The organism is Paracoccus sp. JM45, from assembly GCF_003590715.1.
Lineage (GTDB): Bacteria > Pseudomonadota > Alphaproteobacteria > Rhodobacterales > Rhodobacteraceae > Paracoccus.
In genome coordinates this window covers 22,549-40,237 of the sequence record NZ_QQVY01000011.1, presented here as the reverse complement: position 1 = coordinate 40,237, position 17,689 = coordinate 22,549, and the positions used below count along the sequence as shown (strand labels likewise).

Here is a 17,689-nt window from a genome sequence, read left to right as displayed (position 1 = left end):
AGCAGCATGATGTCAGACGCTCCCCAGAACCTCTATGCCGCGCGGGTCCCGATCTTTCCGCGACGGGTCAGCGGGTATTTCCGCCGCCTGAAATGGTGGATCATGGCCATCACTTTGGCCATCTATTACCTGACGCCGTGGCTGCGATGGGATCGCGGCCCGAACCTGCCCGATCAGGCGGTGCTGGTCGATATGGCCAACCGCCGCTTCTATGTCTTCTGGATCGAGATCTGGCCGCATGAATTCTATTTCGTGGCGGGGTTGTTGGTCATGGCGGGGGTTGGGCTGTTCCTGTTCACCGCCATGCTGGGGCGGGTCTGGTGCGGCTATGCCTGTCCGCAGACCGTCTGGACCGACCTGTTTCTGGTGATCGAGCGTTGGGTCCAAGGCGACCGCAACGCCCGCATGCGCCTGCACCAAGCGCCGTGGACGGTCCGCAAAATCCGGCTGATGGGGACGACATGGACGCTGTGGCTGATTGTTGCGATGGCGACCGGCGGGGCGTGGGTGTTCTATTTCACCGATGCGCCCGAACTGGCCCGCCAGCTGGTGACGCTGTCGGCGCCGCCCATCGCTTATGTCACCATCGCCATTCTGACCGCGACGACCTTTGTTTTCGGCGGGTTCATGCGCGAACAGATCTGCATCTATATGTGCCCGTGGCCGCGCATTCAGGGCGCGATGATGGACCCCGGCACGCTGACCGTCGCCTATCGCGACTGGCGCGGTGAACCAAGGGGGCGCGGGTTGCGCCGTCAAGCCGCGGACCTGCGCGTGGCCGGCCCGCAGATCGGCGGGCGTGCGCCGCTGATCCCCATGCCGGGCGTGCCGGATACCACCACCAATGTCCAAGGCCCCGGCGATTGTGTTGATTGCAACGCCTGCGTCAACGTCTGCCCGATGGGCATCGACATCCGCGACGGCCAGCAGATGGCCTGCATCACCTGTGCGCTGTGCATCGATGCCTGCGATCAGGTAATGGAAAAAATCGGGCGTCCGCGCGGGCTGATCGATTATCTGGCGCTGTCGGACGCCCCGCGCGAGGCTGCGGGCGGTGCCCATATCCCCGCGTGGAAACATGCGCTAAAACCGCGCAACCTGATCTATCTGGCTATCTGGCTGGCCATCGGCGCGGCTCTGGTCTCCGCGCTTTTCATCCGCCCCCAGATCGAGCTGACCGTCGCCCCCGTCCGCAACCCGACCTTCGTGACGCTATCGGATGGCAGCGTCCGTAACGCCTATGACGTGCGGCTGCGCAACAAACATCACGACGCCCGTGTCTTCAACCTACAGGCAGGCGCGGACAGCACAGCCGCCCTGCAGGTCGAGGGGCATGACGGCGCCAATGTCACCGTTCCCGCGGACGCGCAGATGAAGGTTCGCCTGTATCTGACCGCCCCTGCCGGATCGGCCCCCGCCGCGTCGGATAACAGCCCCGTCCGCATCTGGGTCGAGGATACCGTCAGCGGCGAACGCGCCCATGTGGACAGCACATTCAACGGAAAGGACAGCCAATGACCGAACTGACAGGACGCCATGTCGCCGCAATGTTCGTGGGCGGGTTCAGCATTATCATCGGGGTCAACCTGTTGCTGGCGACGAAAGCCGTCAGTACCTTTCCAGGGCTCGAGGTGCCGAATTCCTATGTCGCCAGCCAGTCCTTTGACGCCCGCCGCAATGCGCAGAACGCACTTGGCTGGACCTCGGATCTGGAATACCGCGACGGCGTGCTGGGCGTTGAGATCCTTGACCGCAAAGGCCGCCCTGCCCCCATCCGCAACCTGACCGTCCATGTCGGTCGCCCCACCGAGGCGCGCGACGACCTTGCCCTTGAACTGGACGACACGGGCCACGTGGCCGTCGATCTGGCACGGGGCATGTGGCGCGTCGATCTGGCAGGCAGCGCCGATGATGGCACATTGTATCAACGCGCCATTTCCCTGAAAGTCGATCCGTCATGGTAGCCGCCTGCCCCGCCTGTTCCAGCGTTCAGGTCACCGAACCCCGCGCGGTCGATCAGCCGACGCATGTGCTGCATCTGCCCGACATCCATTGCGGGGCCTGTATCTCGACGGTCGAGCGCGCCCTGATGGCCTTGCCCGCCGTCCAGCAGGCCCGCGTGAACCTGACCCTCAAACGTGCATTCATCATCGCACCGGGGGCCGAGGATGCCACCCTAATCGACGCATTGGCCCGCGCGGGCCACCGCGCCGACCGTCTGGATGCGGGCCGTCTTGGGCCACGCGATGTCACCGCGCGCGATCTGCTGACCCGTATCGGCGTCGCGGGCTTTGCAATGATGAACGTCATGCTGCTGTCCGTCGCCGTCTGGAGCGGCGCCGCCGGTGCCACAGCACAGGTGTTCCATCTGGTATCCGCCGCCATTGCCATTCCTGCCGTGGGCTTTGCAGCGCAGCCGTTTTTCATGTCGGCCTTTGGCGCTCTGCGCCACGGGCGGATGAATATGGATGTGCCGATTTCGCTGGCGATTGTCTTGGCCTCGGCGGCGTCGCTGGCCAATGCTTTTGGCTTTAGCCATCGCGCCAATTGGTTCGATGCGGCGCTGGCGCTGACGTTTTTTTTGTTGATCGGACGCTATCTGGATCGCGCGGGCCGCGCCGCCGCCCGTTCCGCCGCAGCCGAGCTGGCGGCGTTGGAATCGCCGCAGGCCGTACTGATCGAAGGGTCGCAGGACCGCATCGTCGCCGCCGAAACCCTGCAGGCCGGCGCGTTGATCCGCATCCGCCCCGGCGACCGCCTGCCTGCCGATGGCACCATCATTACCGGACGCACCGATCTGGACCGATCCGCCCTGACCGGTGAATCCGTCCCCCAACCCGCCGGTCCGGGGGATGAGGTGACGGCGGGCGAAACCTGCCTGACCGGCGCATTGACCGTCCGCGTCGACCGCGCCGGACGCGATACCGCATTGGCCCGCATGGCCCAGCTGGTCGCCACCGCCGAAACCCAACGCACCCGCCATACCGGCATCGCCGACCGTGCCGCCCGCATCTATGCGCCGTTGGTGCATGTGCTGGGGGCTGCGACCTTTATCGGCTGGCTGACGGTGACGGGGGATATCTGGCGGTCGCTGGATGTTGCCATCTCGGTTCTGGTGATCACCTGCCCCTGCGCCTTGGGGCTGGCGGTGCCTGCCGTGTCCACTGTTGCCACCGCACGGCTGTTTCGCGCAGGCATTCTGGTGAAATCGGCCACCGCTCTGGAACGCCTGTCCCAGATCGACACGGTCGCGTTCGACAAAACCGGTACGCTGACGACGGGTCAGGTCACGCTTGGCGGCACACCTGATCCCGAGGCACTGGCCATTGCGGCAGGACTGGCGCAGTCATCGCGGCATCCGGTCTCCAAGGCGATTGTCGCGACGGCGCAGGCACGGGGAATTGTCCCTGCGCTTGTCACCGACACCACCGAACATCCCGGTTGCGGCATCACTGGCATGCTGGATGGAAAACCGGTCCGCCTTGGCCGCGCCGGCTGGATCAAGGGAACCTGCGAGACAGATATGTCCGCTGTCTGGCTGTCCACGCCCTGCCACGCGCCCGTTGCGCTGACCACCAGCGAAAGCCTGCGCGACGATGCCGTGCCTGCGGTTCAGGCGCTGCGCGATGCGGGCTATCATCTGGCGCTGCTGTCGGGCGATGCCCCGCCTCCGGTGGCACGCATGGCGCAGATGACCGGAATCGACACCGCTTTGGCGCAACTTACCCCGGCTCAGAAAGTCGATTGGGTGCGTGATTGCACCGGAATGGGCAACCATGTGCTGATGGTCGGTGACGGGCTGAACGACACCGGCTGTCTGGCCAGCGCGCATGCAGGCATTTCGCCAGGAACGGCGCTGGATGCGGCGCGGTCGGCATCGGATGTGGTGCTGATCAGCGGCGGCTTGCAAGGCGTGCCGCATGCGCTGTCCACGGCCCGCAGCGCGATGGGGCGGATGCGTCAGAATATCGGGCTGGCGGTGCTGTATAATCTTGTGTCGATCCCTGTGGCGATCTCGGGGCATGCCTCGCCCTTGGTGGCGGCATTGGCCATGTCGCTGTCATCGCTGACAGTCACCCTGAATGCCGTGCGGAGGTTTCGATGAATGTTCTGGCCGTTCTGATCCCCATATCCGTCACGCTGGGGCTGGCGGGGCTTGCCGCATTTGTCTGGGCGCTGCGGTCGGGTCAATACGAAGACCCCGCCGGCGATCAGGCCCGCGCATTGGATCTGATGGAGGATGAGGATTAGGTTCGGACGCCTTTGTCCGGCGCCCGAACCCGTGCGATTAAGCCAGAACAGGCTCGATATCAGTGGACCACAGCTTGACGTCCTCGCGGTCCATCAGGCTGACGGTCATGACCTTGGTCTCGGCGCTGATATCGACCTTGCCAAAGAACTGCATTCCATCCGAGGGCGGCAGGTTGGCCTGACCTTCGTCGGGGTGTTTGGTAAAGCGGACCTCGGGGCCGAAGGTATTGTCATATTCCGACGGGCCGAAGGTGCCGGCATGCAGCGGACCTGATACGAATTCCCAGAACGGCTCGAAATCCTGAAAGACGGCCCGGTCGGGGCTGTAATGATGCGCGGCGGTGTAATGCACATCGGCGGTCAGCCAGACGGTGTTCTTGATGGCGGCATGCTTGATGAAGGACAGCATGGCGGCGACGTCAGCCTCTCGGCCCAGAACGGGACCATCGCCATTCGCACCGTTTTCCATACCGGTTTCGCCGTCACGGACCATCATGCCGATGGGCATATCCGATGCGATGACCTTCCACGTCGCGGCCGAGTTGGTCAGTTCACGCTTCAGCCATGCCATCTGTTCGGCACCAAGGAAGGGCGTGCCACCTTCTTCGGTATTGGCCGTGTTATTCCCGCGATAGGTGCGCATATCGATGACAAAGACATCCAGCAGCGGACCGTAAGCGACCTTGCGATAGATGCGGCGCGGTTCGGCCAGATTCTGGCGGGTGGGCAGCATTTCATGGAAAGCCTGCCCCGCGCGGGCGGCCAGCAGGCGCGCCGATTTGACGGTATAGCGGTCGTCGGCGTCCAGCATCTCGTTCGGGTACCAGTTGTTTGTCACCTCGTGGTCGTCCCACTGGGCGATGATCGGCACTTCGGCATTGAAGGCCAGAACGTTCTTGTCCATCATGTTGTAAAGATGCTGGCCACGGTATTCGTCCAGCGTTTCGGCAACCTTGGATTTGGCTTCGGTGACGATGTTTTTCCACATCGTGCCATCGGCCAGTTCCACCTGTTCCTGCAACGGGCCGTCGGAATAGACGGTATCACCTGAATGCAGGAAAAAATCGGGGCGGTGCTGCAACATGGTGGCATAGGTTTTCATACCGCCGCGATCCTCGTCGATGCCCCAGCCCTGCCCGACCGTATCGCCCGACCAGACAAAGCTGATGTCGCGCATGGCATTCGGCGCGGTGCGGAAATGGCCGACAACCGGTTCGGATTTGGTGCCATCCGACAGATCCGCCATGGTCACGCGGTAAAAAATTTCCTGATCCGAGGGCAGACCCGTCAGTGCCATTTTGCCCGTGTTATCGGTGGGCGACCCGACCGGCAGGCGCGGCATCAGATGCACGTCGCGGAAACTGTCCGAGGTGGACCATTCGACCCACATCTCGGCCTCGCGATCCGCGCGGCCCCAGACGACCGCGCCGTCATGGGCAACATCGCCCGATTGCACGCCATGGGTGATGACCGGACGCGATTGCGCCCGAACCAGTCCGGGCATGGCAAGACCACCTGCAAGGGCGACACTGCCCAGCAAAGCTTCGCGGCGGGAAAAGGTGATACGCGGCATTTCAGTTCTCCGGTCTGTCTGGTGACATATGGGGCTGAATTCGCAGCAAAACCTTACAGTGACGCGACACTGACGCGAAAATCGGGTGACGTTCGCAACACGCCGCCTATTCCCCCGAGGCTGTCAGCCTGATCTGCTGCAACAGCCCCTTTGAATCGCGGTTGCTGATGCTGATCTTGCCGCCGAAGCGGGTGACGATTTCACGCGCGATGGCAAGGCCAAGGCCCGCGCCGGGGATGGTTTTGCGACGGGCCGGATCGGCGCGGAAGAACGGTTCGAACACCTGCCCCAGCAGATCGGGGGGAATACCTTCGCCGTCGTCAATGATGGTCACGACCGCATCGTCGCCGTCACGTCGCAGGGTAATCCTTGCACCACCGCCATGGGTGGCGGCGTTCAGGATCAGGTTTCGCAGGGCGCGCTTCAACGCCAGCGGTCCCGCCTGCACCTTCAGGGGCAGCATATCAAGTATCTGGACCTTCTGGTGCATCTCGTGAAGTTCGTCGACAATATCCTGCAACAGCAGATCCAGTCGCAGCGGTTCCTGACCGTCGCGGCTGACCTCTTCGCGGGCCAGCCGGATGGCGCTGTCGGCGATCATGTCCAGCTCCTCCAGATCGGCCAGCCATTTGTCGCGTTCCTCGTCATCGGGAATGAATTCGGCACGCAGGCGCATACGTGTCATCGGCGTGCGCAGATCGTGCCCCGCGGCTGCCACCAGACGGATGCGGCTTTCCACGGCCTGACGCAATTCTTCGGAAAGACGGTTCAATGCGCTGGCGGTTGCGCGGATTTCGGCAGGGCCGATTTCGGGGATATGTTCCAATGTGCCATCCGGCCCGACGCGCCCCGACAATTGCTGCAACAGCTGCAAGGGCCGCGACAGACGCTGCGCCGCGTAAAGCGATATCACCGCTGAGCCGATGATAATCACCGCAATCCAGATCGAGAAGATCATCCAGCCATCATCCGGCGGCATCCGGTTGGGCACGGGTGTGATCATCCAGCGTCCGTCCCCCAGATCGATGGAAACAGAGGTGGCCGCCCCTTCGGTGGCCTTGATCACTTGTACCGCATCCGCATTGCCCGTGCTGACCAGCGCCATGTTCAATGCAACTGTCAGACGTTCATCGGGCTGGCCGCGCAAGGGTCCGTCGGCGATCTGTCCGCCGGCATCTAGCAACGCTTGCGGATTGTCCCGTGCCAGACGTGTCATCACCCCCAGCTGCTGTGAAATCGGCACGATCGAGGTTTGCGGATCGGGCGGCTGCAACGCGCGGCTGGCCGCTAGTGTCGCCAGCCCGACCACCGTCAGAATGGCCGAGATCAGCAGGATGGCGATACGGGCGCGCAGGGAAATCATCTGGCGCGGGCCTGCGGAACGACGGGCAGCGCCAGTTGATAGCCACCGTTGCGAACAGTGCGGAACGCCGGTTCGTCAACCTTTTCGTTCAGTTTGCGACGCAGCCGGCTGATCAGCACGTCGATCGACCGGTCCAACGGATCGCGGTTGCGGCCCTTGGTCAGATCCAGCAACTGGTCACGCGACAACAACCGCCCCGGACGGTCCAGAAAGACGCGCAGCAGGTCGAATTCTGCACCGGTCAGCTCGACCTCCTCGCCCTCGGGGTCGGTCACACTGCGGGCTTCCAGATTGACTGCGAAACCGCCCATGTCATAGCTGTGGGCCAGTTCAAGGACAGGTTCATCCATGACAGCACGGCGCAGGACGGCCTTGATACGGGCGACCAGTTCGCGCGGGTTGAAGGGTTTGCCCAGATAGTCATCGGCCCCGATTTCCAGTCCGATGATGCGGTCCACATCCTCTTTCAGGGCCGTCAGCATGATGATCGGCAGATGGGGATGATGGGTACGCAGGGTGCGGCAGATTTCCAGTCCCGATCCATCGGGCAGCATGACATCCAGCACCACCAGATCAGGCAGGCTCTGGGCAATACAGGCATCGCATTCGCGCCGGTTGGCGGCAGATTGGACCCTGAACTGTTGCCCCGTTAGATAGCGGGCAAGCAGGGTCCGGATCTCGTGGTCGTCATCGACAATCAGGATAGAGGGGGCGTTCGGCATAGGGGTCAGATCCTTTTCATGCCCAGACTATAGCCCCGCAATGCCCTGTGCAGCAGATAGTTTTATGTCCGAATGTTGCCGCCAGCGGGCCGGAAACATTCAGACACAACTTTCCCCCATGCAGAAACCTTTCGATACGTGCCGGACCTAGTCGGGACATATCGTGGGTCCATATAGATCACCGAAGACTGCAAGACGCGAAAGGAATACGCGATGCGCAACAAGATTATCACGGGGTTGGTCGCCCTGACCATGGTATCGGGTGTTGTTCCCGCCATGGCCCAGAACGGCGACCGTTATGCCCAGAACACCGCACCCGCGGGCCAGCGTCAGAATGGCGATGGTCCGATCGCGAAGATGCTGGCCTCGGTCGAGGGCGATCTGCATCTTGATCGGACCCAACGTGCCGTCTGGCAGGATTACCGCAACGCGCTGTTGCAAGCCCAGCCCCGTCGGCCGGACGCCAATGGCAGCAATGCCCCCACCCGCAGCGATAATCGCGACACGCAGGCCCAACGCCCGCATGCCGCTGACGGACAGCGCCCGTTGTTGGCGGAAATGCTTGCCGAAGGTCCCCTTCAGGGCACGCCACAAGCGGCTGAACTGAAGCGCGCGGCCCGAAGCATCCGCACCAGCCTGTCGCCCGAACAGATCGACCGCCTGACCAAAGCCGAGGCATCGATGCCAAAGCCACCCCATGGCGGACGCCCCGCACACGCTAATAACGGCTGATTTGCGGGTCCCCTCGGGGGATCAAGATAAACTTACGATAAAAGAACAAGGATATATCACATGCGTTACCTGACCCTTCTGGCCACCGCCGCTGCCCTGACCTTCACCGCTGTTCCCGCGACCTTTGCCGCGGGCACCAAAACCGCCGATTGCGACCGCGGTCAGGCACATTGCACGCAGCAACAGCAGCAAACCAAGTCGCCCGCGCAGACGACCCGCAGCCAGTCGACCACGACCAAAGCAGCCCCGACCACCCATTCGCAATCCAGCCGCACCACCACTTCGACGCCTAAAACTACGACCACCACCACAACGACGCGCACCCAGCAAACCAACAGCAACGCGCAGCAGACCCAGCCCAAGCATATCCCCGGCACTCCGGACGACGTGAAGAAATAAGCGTTTCAAGCGCTGTAACGAAAACCTGCTTAACAAAGAAAATGGAACATACCATGCGTCGTACCACCCTTCTTGCCACCGCCATCGCCCTAAGCTTCAGCACCGTTCCCGCGGCCTTTGCCGATGGCCCGAAAAGCGATGAATGCGGCCGCGACCAGCACTGCACCCAGCAAGAAACGCAGGGCAACCAACGCGACCAGCATTCCGACCATAAAGATGCCGATAAAGCCGACAAAAAGGCCCCTAGCCGCGCAGCCCCCGCGCAGCAAAGCCGCGCGCAACCGACCCCTGCCCAGCCAAGCCGCAGCCAGCAGGTGGCCCCGCACCAGGATGCAAAGGCCGAGGCGCATAAGGCCCCCTCGCGCGGTGCGAACGGTGCCAATGGTCCGCGGGTGACGCGCAATGACCACAGCAAATTCGGACCCGCGCCGCGTGGTCAGGAATATCGTTCGGTTGATGACCATCTGGTTCTGGTCGACAGCAACACCAAGCGCATCGTCACCGTTCTGGGCCTGATGAGCAGCTTTAGAAACTGATCCGATATCCCGAACGGCACCTGTCGTTCGGGCCCCCTACCTCAGTCAGAGAGCCTTCCCGATGAAATTACGCAAGATCCATATTCTGGCCGTTGTTGTGATCCTGTCGGGACTAGACCTCGGCTGGATGAAATTCAACGGGGACGATAACCTCACTACCCCTGTCACGGCCCGTGTCGAACGGGGATCGGTTGCTGAAACCGTTCTGGCATCCGGCATGCTAGAGGCGTCACAGCTGGTCAGCGTCGGGGCGCGTGCCTCGGGGCAGATCGAAACACTTGCAGTCGCGCTTGGCGATCAGGTCAAGGCCGGTGATCTGATTGCCCAGATCGATTCACAGGACCAGCAGAACACCGTGCTGCAGGCCGATGCCGATCTTGCCAATATCACCGCACAGATTGCCGCCAAGGCTGCCACGCTGTCACAGGCCCGCATCACGCTGACGCGGTATCAGGAACTGGGCAAACAGAATATCTCGACCCAGGAAACCGTAGATACGGCGGCGGCGAATGTCGCGGTCTATACCGCCGATCTGGACGCACTAGAGGCGCAGAAATCCAGCGCCGAGGTGACGGTTTCCAGCGCCAAGGTCGCGCTGGAACGCACCCGCATCACCGCCCCCATTGATGGAACGGTCGTTGCGGTCGTCGTGCAGGAAGGACAGACCGTCAACGCCACCCAATCGGCCCCCACCATCGTCAAGATCGCCGATCTGTCCACCATGCTGGTCAAGGCCGAAATCTCCGAGGCGGATGTGATGAATGTCGCCAAGGACCAGAACGTCACCTTCACCACACTTGGCGCCGCCGATACCCCCTTTCACGCCGTGGTGCGTGATATCGAACCTGCACCGACGGAAATCGAGGAAAGCGACACCATCTCCTCGGACAGTGCAATCTATTACAACGGGTTGTTGGAGGTCGCGAACCCCGACGGCAAGCTGCGTATCGGTATGACCGCCGAAGTCAGCATCGAACTGGCCCGCGCCGACGATGTGCTGACCGTGCCATCCGCCGCGATCAAGCGTGATCCGGGCGGCACCTATGTCGATGTGCTGGACCCCGCCACCGGTGGCATAGACCACCGGTCGGTTACCGTCGGGCTGGACAACCGTCTGACTGCCGAAATCAGCGACGGCGTGGCGCAGGGTGATCTGGTTATCACCGGCACCACCGTGGCCACCAAACCCAAAGCCAGCGACGGGGGCCGTATGGGCCCGCCGATGTTCTGACCATGGACAGCGCGCCCCGCCCCATCATCAGCATCCGCAACATTACCCGCAGCTTTACCGCAGGCAGCGAAACCGTCACGCCGTTGCGCGATGTCGATCTGGACATCTGGCCCGGCGAAATGGTCGCCATCATCGGGCAATCGGGGTCGGGGAAATCGACGCTGATGAATATCATGGGCTGTCTGGACCGCCCCACCAGCGGCGATTACCATTTCGACGGGCGCGATGTATCCCAGCTGGAACCCGACACGCAGGCCGAACTGCGGCGTGAACGCTTCGGTTTCATCTTCCAGCGATACCAGTTGCTTGGCGATCTGGATGCGGTCGGCAACGTCGAGGTTCCGGCCATCTATGCCGGTATCCCCCGCGACATCCGCCGCAAACGCGCCCGCGATCTGCTGACGCGGTTGGGGCTGGAAAGCCGTCTGGATCACAAGCCATCCGAATTGTCTGGCGGTCAGCAACAGCGTGTTTCCGTCGCCCGCGCCCTGATGAATGGCGGAGAGGTCATTCTGGCCGACGAACCCACCGGCGCGCTGGACAGCAAAAGCTCGGCCGAGCTGATCGAGCTGTTGCTGGACCTGAACCGTCAGGGCCATACGATCATCATGGTCACCCATGACCCCAAGGTGGCCGCCCACGCGCATCGCACCATCGAAATCAGCGACGGCAAAATCCTGTCCGACAGCGGCTATAAATCCCTCGCTGCCGCGCCACGCCAATCACCCGACGCCAAACCGTCACGCTTTGCTGCCTTGTCCCGCCTGTCCGAGGCGTTGAATATGGCGCTGATTGCCATGATGGCGCACCGGATTCGCAGTTTTCTGACCATGCTGGGGATTATCATCGGTATCGCATCGGTCGTGCTGGTGGTGGCATTGGGAACGGGAAGCCAGCAAAAAGTGCTGGAAAACATTTCATCGCTTGGCACGAATACGATCACCATCCGCGCGGGATCGGGCTTCGGACGACGTGATGCCGACCGGATCGAAACGCTGGTGCCATCCGATGCCGATGCCCTTGCACTGGCCGATTATGCCAAAGGGGTGTCGCCTGCCGTGTCCTCCAGCGCGACGGCGCGCCATGGCAGCGCCGAAGCGACCGTGCAGATCAATGGCGTGGTCAACGATTATTTCGATGCCCATTCCTATCTGACCGTGGCAGGCACCCTGTTCGACGCCGATGATGTCGCCACGCGCACACAAGCCGCAATCATTGACGAGGATACGCGCGACACCTTCTTCGATGATGGCGTCGATCCTTTGGGTCAGGTGCTGCATCTGGGGCAGGTTCCGGTGCGGATCATCGGCGTGGTGCGGTCCAGTGGTGCCAGCTTCGGCCCCGAGTCGCTGAACGTCTGGATGCCCTATACCACGGTCATGTCGCGGGTGTCGGGCCAAGGCTATCTGTCCTCGATCGAGGTTCAGGTGGCGAACGGTTTCGAAACCGATGCGGCACAGGCGCAGATCAGCGCCCTGCTGTTGTCGCGCCACGGGGTCACCGATTTCTTTACGCAAAACAGCGATTCCATCCGTGAAACCCTGTCTGCCACCACGCAGACCATGACGCTGCTGGTCGGGGTGATTGCGGTGATTTCGCTGGCGGTCGGTGGCATCGGTGTCATGAACATCATGCTTGTCTCTGTGACCGAACGCACGAAAGAGATCGGCGTCCGCATCGCCATCGGCGCAAGGCGCATGGATATCGTGTCGCAATTCCTGATCGAATCTGTGCTGGTCTGTCTGATCGGCGGCGTTCTGGGCATCGCCTTTGCATGGGGCAGCGGCACTTTGGCCGCCACCCTGTCCGACAGCGTCAGGATCAGCTTTTCGACATTGTCGATCGTGGCGGCCTTCCTGTCATCGACCCTGATCGGCATCACCTTCGGCTTTCTACCCGCCCGATCCGCCGCGCGGCTTGATCCGGTGGTGGCGCTTAGTCGGGAATAACGGCCTCGGCCTCTATTTCCACCTTATAGGGGCCGGCAAGGGCTGCGACCTGCAACAGGGTGTTTGCCGGTTGGACCTCACCGAAAAAGCGCCCGTGGACGCGGGCCACAGCCTCGCAATCGTCGATATCGGTCAGATAGACGCGGGTACGGACGATATGTTCGGGGCCACCGCCATGGGCACGGACCGCCGCCACGATCTTGTCCAGAACATAGGTCGCCTGCGCCGCGGCATTCTGCGGCGCAACGGCATGGTCATCCCCATGCGTCGCCGTGGTGCCCGATACCAGCACCCTGTTGCCGACCCGCATGGCACGACAGTATCCGGCAATAGGTTCCCATTTGCTGTGGGTCAGCACCCATGCACGATCAGGCAAAGCGGCATTGGGGCTGGCCGGATAGACCGGCGCGATGGCGCTCAGATGGTGGCTTAAATCACCCGAGGCGGTCAGGAAGGGCGGCTTGCGGTATTCATCGCCGCAATCGCCCGCAATCATCGGCATACCCGCAAAGGCCGCCTCCAACAGGGCGTGATCATTGGCATCCAGCGCAAAACCGAAGACGTTCAGATTGTCAGCGCGATGTTCGCTTTCCGAAATTCTTGCGCCAATAATGGTGGCAGCAACGGCAGGCTGTTCCAGCACCCAGCGGCTGGCGACATTGGAAAGGGACACGCCATGCTTGCGGGCGATCCGGTCCGCAGCCCCCAGCAGGGTCTGGAAGGCATCCCAGCCGCCTGCCTGATCGATAAAGCGTTTGTATTTCATCCGGCTCCAATCGGGGATATCGACGGGTTCCGGTTTGCCCAGCCAGCGCGACGACAAAAAGCCCCCCGACAGCGTGCCATAGGCCAGCAGGCGCACGCCCCATCTGGCACAAAGCGCCGTCAGATCCCCCGCAGCGCGACGGTCAACCAGCGAAAACGACACCTGGTTGGACACAATCGGAATGCCCTCGGCCAGCGCCACCTCAAGGTGGATGGCGTCGAAATTGGTCACGCCGATGGCCCCGATCAGACCTTCGGCCTGCAATGCCTGCAGCTGGCGCAGGGCGTCCAGCCAGCGAGGGTCGTCAAAGCTCCACCAATGGAATTGCAGCAGATCGACCTTGGGGGTCCGCAGGCGGTCAAGACGGTCCTGCACCCCTGCCCGCACGATTTCGGCGGTCATGGGGCCGGGTTCGGGGCACCACTTGGTAAAAGCGCGAACGGTATCAGGCGTGTCGCTGCGCGAGGTCAATTCGCCGGTGATCACCTCGGCCGATCCGTAATGGTCGGCCATATCGAAGCTGTCGAAACCGTCGCGCACATAAGCCGCAAGGCTGTCAGCGGCAATCACAGGGTCCAACAGCGTGCCGTCCTTTTCAAGGTCGGCCACCTGCCACAGCCCGCAGACCAGCCTGCTGATGTCCAGACCGGGGGCCAGTTCGGTGCGTTCGGGCGTCATTGCCATGGGGTTATCCTTCACGAACAGTGTCTTCGGGTTTGCGGGGGCCAAGATGGCGGGACAGGGTCTTCACCTCGCCCAGAATTCCGCGCGGGCGCATCAGCAGGACGGCACAAAGCGCCACGCCGATCATCACGATCTGCAAAGACGAAGCGCGCGCCTGATGTTCCGCCGGAAACAGCTGTGACACCAGATTGCCCGACATCGCCCAGATGCCCCAGACCAGCACACCGCCAAGAATCGCGCCCCGCATATTGCCCGCCCCCCCGATGATCAGCATGGTCCAGACCTGAAAGGTCAACGTCGGCAAATAGTTGTCAGGCGCGATAAAACCGATGAAATGCGCCTGCGCCGCACCGCCCAAGCCCATGACGAAACCGCCAAGGGCAAAAGCCTGCAGGCGAAAGCGTTCAGGGCTTTTGCCAAGGGCGCGGGCGGCGTCCTCGTCTTCACGGATGGCGCGCAGAACGCGGCCCCAAGGGGACCTGACCAGATGTTCCAGCACCAGATATGTGACCAGAACAAGCACCGCCATCAGAACCAGATTGGCAAGACCGAAAGCGTTGGCATTGGTCGCCAGATCGCCAAAGGGGCGCGGGATAAAGCCGATGCCAAATGGCCCGCCGGTGATGGTTTCAAGGTTCAGCAGCACCAGCTGGATCACCACCGCCGCACCGAATGTGGCAATGGCCAGATAATCCGCCCGCAGGCGCAGCGTCACCGCGCCGACCAGCGCCGACAGGAACGCCGCCCCCAGTCCTCCGCCCAACCAGCCCAAGGCGATGGGCATATGGAAGCCGCCCAACCGCTCCGCCGTTTCGGGCGTTGTCAGCACAGCCGAGATATAGGCCCCCACCGCCACGAACCCCGCCACGCCGACATTGAACAGCCCCGTCTGGCCCCATTGCACATTCAGGCCCAGACAGATCACCGAATAGCTAAGTGCCATGGTCAGGAAAAACGCGCCATAGGATAACAGATCGATCATGCCATCGCCTTTCCGAACAGCCCCTGCGGACGCATCAGCAACACCCCGATCAGGATCACGAAGGACACCGCGGCGCGCCATTCGGCACCGATCATCTGGACGGTCAGCGCCTCGGCCAGACCGACGATGATACCGGCCAGCATGGCGCCGGGCACCGACCCGATGCCGCCAAGAATGGCCGCCGCAAACAGCGGCAGCAGCAGGTCCAGCCCCATGGTCGGGCGTATCTGCACCAGCAGGCCCGACATAATGCCGCCGATTGCCGCCAGCGCCGCCCCAAGGATCCAGACCATGCGGATGACGCTGCGCACATCGATGCCGCTTAGGCTGGCCAGTTGCACGTTTTCGGACACCGCCCGCATGGACCGCCCCGCCGAACTGCGTGTCAGCAACAGATGCACCACCAGCACCAGCACCCCTGACAGACCGATCACCAGCAGCTGGTCGGGCGTGGCGCGCATACCGGCAAAAAGCGGTTTAGAGATTTGCAGTGCTGTCGTGAAATAGGCCGGCTGCGAGGTATAGATAAACTCCAACAGGTTGCGCATCGCCAGCGCGGCCCCGAATGAGGCCATGACCAGAATGATCACCGCCGACCCCTTGGCGCGCAACCGCGCAAACAGCAGCCAATCCACGCCCAGCGCCAATGTCGAGGTCAGAATGATTGACCCCGCAATCGCGATGGGCACTGACCATCCGAAAGAAAACGGACCGATGGGCGTGCCCAGACCGGGCAGCAAAGCCCCAAGCGCGGCGCTGATCGACAGGGCAAGATAGGCGCCCCAGCTGACCAGCTCTCCGTGGGCGAAATTGGCGAAACGCAGGATCGAATAGGTCAGCGTGACGCCGATCGCCCCCAAGCCGATGATCGTTCCGTTGATCAGACCGTCCATCAGACCCTGCATCACGATACCTTTGTTCGGGGTTGATGGCCGCCCAGATACAGGCGCGACACAATGGGATCGCCCTGCAGATCGGCGGCAGGTGCATCATGGGCCACACGCCCTTCGACCAAAATCACGCCACGGCTGGCAATTTCCAATCCGGCGCGGACGTTCTGTTCGACCAGCAGCATCGTCACCCCCGTCTGATTGATCCGGCCCAGTTGTTCGAAGACCTCCGACACCATCTTGGGCGACAGCCCCGCCGAGGGTTCGTCCAGGATCAGCACCTCGGGTTCGATGACCAGCGCACGGGCCACGGCCAGCATCTGTCGCTGACCGCCCGATAATCCCCCCGCCCGTGTGGACGGGCGCGCGGCAAGGTCGGGAAACATCTGGAACATCGCCTCGATCCGGTCGGCGCGGCGGGCTTTGGGCAGGATCTGCGCGGCCAGTTGCAGGTTTTCGCGGATGGTCATGGTGGCAAAGATGTTTTCGGTTTGCGGGACAAAGCCCAAGCCGTCGCGCAGCTTCTGATGCGCGGGCACATTGGTGATATCGCGCCCTGCCAGTGTAACACGGCCCGCGTGCATCGGCACCAGACCGGCGACTGTCTTGACCAATGTGGATTTTCCGGCCCCGTTCGGCCCCAGCAGCACCACGAATTCCCCCTTGGCAACCCCCAGCGAGACATCCCTGATGATCGGCAGATCGGCTTGATACCCCGAAACCACACCCTGCAATGTCAGGATACCGGTCATGCCGCATCCCCCAGATAGGCGCGGATCACATCGGGATCGCGTGTCACATCATCGGGGCGGCCTTGGGCCAGTTCGCGTCCCTGCGCCATCACAACAACACGCGAACACAGGCGGCCCACCATCTGCATGTTATGTTCGATCAGCAGGATCGACTTGCCGTGTTGGGTGTTCAGCGTGACGATACGGTCCATGATCTGTTCCAGCAGGCTGGGGTTCACACCCGCTGCCGGTTCGTCCAGCAGCAGTATATCGGGATCGGCCATCAACAACCGTGCCAGTTCCAGCAGCTTTCGTTGGCCCCCTGACAACACTGCGGCCATCTGCCCTTCAAGATGCGACAACAACAGGAAATCCAGCAAGCCGCGCGCCTTTTCGACTGCGGCATGTTCATCGCGGCGCACGCGGCCCGGCTGGAAGCAGGCACCGAACAGGCGTTCGCCTGTCTGGTTCTGTGCGCCGGTCAGCACGTTTTCCAGAACCGTCATATGGGGAAAAGGTTTGGGGATCTGGAAGCTGCGCCCCATGCCATGGCCGATACGGGTGCGGGCATCCTGCCCCGTCACGTCGCGGCCATGTATGCAAATGCTGCCCGAACTGGAGGGAAGCGATCCCGCCAGCATGTTGAACATCGTGGTCTTGCCCGCGCCATTGGGACCGATCAGGCCCAGCAGCTCGGATTTATGCAAGGACAGGGACATGCCATCGACCGCTTTAAAGCCGCTGAAGCTGCGGCTTAGCCCCGTTGTCTGAAGCGGCGGCAAAGCGTGGCCCTGTCGTGTCGTCATGCAGTCCCCCTGCGTCCCGAGTCGCTTTCGATATTTGATCAAAGATTATTGACAGAAATTCAGGAATCAACCAG

General features: G+C 62.4%; 17 protein-coding genes. 9 read left to right on the top strand and 8 right to left on the bottom strand.

What is annotated here, in order from left to right; all coding sequences use genetic code 11:
* Window positions 1-9 precede the first annotated feature (9 nt).
* From DWB67_RS13415 to ccoS, 4 genes are read left to right on the top strand one after another with little or no spacing between them, the layout of a single operon-like run.
* Window positions 10-1,518, top strand: coding sequence for a 4Fe-4S dicluster domain-containing protein (locus DWB67_RS13415; RefSeq protein WP_119808104.1), 1,509 nt, complete (start codon window positions 10-12; stop codon window positions 1,516-1,518).
* The gene (locus tag DWB67_RS13410; protein WP_119808064.1) at window positions 1,515-1,964 is read left to right on the top strand and encodes a FixH family protein; all 450 of its coding nucleotides are present in this window, start codon (window positions 1,515-1,517) and stop codon (window positions 1,962-1,964) included. The genes DWB67_RS13415 and DWB67_RS13410 overlap by 4 nt, the downstream gene beginning before the upstream one ends.
* Entirely contained in the window at window positions 1,958-4,105 is a 2,148-nt protein-coding gene (locus tag DWB67_RS13405) for a cation-translocating P-type ATPase (RefSeq protein ID WP_119808063.1), read from the top strand. The genes DWB67_RS13410 and DWB67_RS13405 overlap by 7 nt, the downstream gene beginning before the upstream one ends.
* Window positions 4,102-4,251, top strand: coding sequence for a cbb3-type cytochrome oxidase assembly protein CcoS (ccoS, locus tag DWB67_RS13400; RefSeq protein WP_119808062.1), 150 nt, complete (start codon window positions 4,102-4,104; stop codon window positions 4,249-4,251). Before DWB67_RS13405 ends, ccoS begins: the two co-directional genes overlap by 4 nt.
* Window positions 4,252-4,288: 37 nt before the next feature.
* Here ccoS and DWB67_RS13395 read toward each other — a convergent pair whose 3' ends face one another.
* From DWB67_RS13395 to DWB67_RS13385, 3 genes are all read right to left on the bottom strand, one after another.
* Entirely contained in the window at window positions 4,289-5,824 is a 1,536-nt protein-coding gene (locus DWB67_RS13395; RefSeq protein ID WP_119808061.1) for an alkaline phosphatase, read from the bottom strand.
* A gap of 106 nt (window positions 5,825-5,930) precedes the next feature.
* Entirely contained in the window at window positions 5,931-7,187 is a 1,257-nt protein-coding gene (locus DWB67_RS13390; protein ID WP_119808060.1) for an ATP-binding protein, read from the bottom strand.
* Window positions 7,184-7,909, bottom strand: a complete 726-nt coding sequence (locus DWB67_RS13385) for a response regulator (protein WP_119808059.1) — start codon at window positions 7,907-7,909, stop codon at window positions 7,184-7,186. The genes DWB67_RS13390 and DWB67_RS13385 overlap by 4 nt, the downstream gene beginning before the upstream one ends.
* Window positions 7,910-8,122: 213 nt before the next feature.
* Here DWB67_RS13385 and DWB67_RS13380 point away from each other — a divergent pair, with 213 nt between their 5' ends.
* From DWB67_RS13380 to DWB67_RS13360, 5 genes are all read left to right on the top strand, one after another.
* Complete coding sequence (locus DWB67_RS13380) at window positions 8,123-8,641, top strand: hypothetical protein (RefSeq protein WP_119808058.1); 519 nt, start codon at window positions 8,123-8,125, stop codon at window positions 8,639-8,641.
* 60 nt (window positions 8,642-8,701) lie between these two features.
* A complete protein-coding gene (locus tag DWB67_RS13375; protein ID WP_119808057.1) occupies window positions 8,702-9,040 on the top strand; it encodes a hypothetical protein in 339 nt (112 codons plus the stop codon).
* A 53-nt stretch (window positions 9,041-9,093) separates the two neighbouring features.
* Entirely contained in the window at window positions 9,094-9,576 is a 483-nt protein-coding gene (locus DWB67_RS13370; RefSeq protein ID WP_147385931.1) for an RcnB family protein, read from the top strand.
* A gap of 61 nt (window positions 9,577-9,637) precedes the next feature.
* Window positions 9,638-10,807, top strand: a complete 1,170-nt coding sequence (locus DWB67_RS13365) for an efflux RND transporter periplasmic adaptor subunit (protein WP_119808055.1) — start codon at window positions 9,638-9,640, stop codon at window positions 10,805-10,807.
* Window positions 10,808-10,809: 2 nt separating this feature from the next.
* Complete coding sequence (locus tag DWB67_RS13360; protein WP_119808054.1) at window positions 10,810-12,756, top strand: MacB family efflux pump subunit; 1,947 nt, start codon at window positions 10,810-10,812, stop codon at window positions 12,754-12,756.
* Here DWB67_RS13360 and DWB67_RS13355 read toward each other — a convergent pair.
* The 5 genes from DWB67_RS13355 to DWB67_RS13335 are packed head-to-tail and all read right to left on the bottom strand — an operon-like array spanning window position 12,743 to window position 17,615.
* On the bottom strand, window positions 12,743-14,206 hold the full coding sequence (locus DWB67_RS13355) for an aldo/keto reductase (protein ID WP_119808053.1): 1,464 nt from the start codon (window positions 14,204-14,206) through the stop codon (window positions 12,743-12,745). The two genes, DWB67_RS13360 and DWB67_RS13355, sit on opposite strands and share 14 nt — an antisense overlap.
* A 4-nt stretch (window positions 14,207-14,210) precedes the next feature.
* Window positions 14,211-15,188 (bottom strand): branched-chain amino acid ABC transporter permease, encoded by a 978-nt coding sequence (locus DWB67_RS13350; RefSeq protein ID WP_119808052.1) that lies wholly within the window; start codon window positions 15,186-15,188, stop codon window positions 14,211-14,213.
* Window positions 15,185-16,093, bottom strand: a complete 909-nt coding sequence (locus DWB67_RS13345; RefSeq protein WP_220475133.1) for a branched-chain amino acid ABC transporter permease — start codon at window positions 16,091-16,093, stop codon at window positions 15,185-15,187. The genes DWB67_RS13350 and DWB67_RS13345 overlap by 4 nt, the downstream gene beginning before the upstream one ends.
* Entirely contained in the window at window positions 16,093-16,830 is a 738-nt protein-coding gene (locus DWB67_RS13340; protein WP_119808050.1) for an ABC transporter ATP-binding protein, read from the bottom strand. The genes DWB67_RS13345 and DWB67_RS13340 overlap by 1 nt, the downstream gene beginning before the upstream one ends.
* Window positions 16,827-17,615, bottom strand: a complete 789-nt coding sequence (locus DWB67_RS13335) for an ABC transporter ATP-binding protein (protein ID WP_119808049.1) — start codon at window positions 17,613-17,615, stop codon at window positions 16,827-16,829. Before DWB67_RS13335 ends, DWB67_RS13340 begins: the two co-directional genes overlap by 4 nt.
* Window positions 17,616-17,689: the final 74 nt, after the last annotated feature.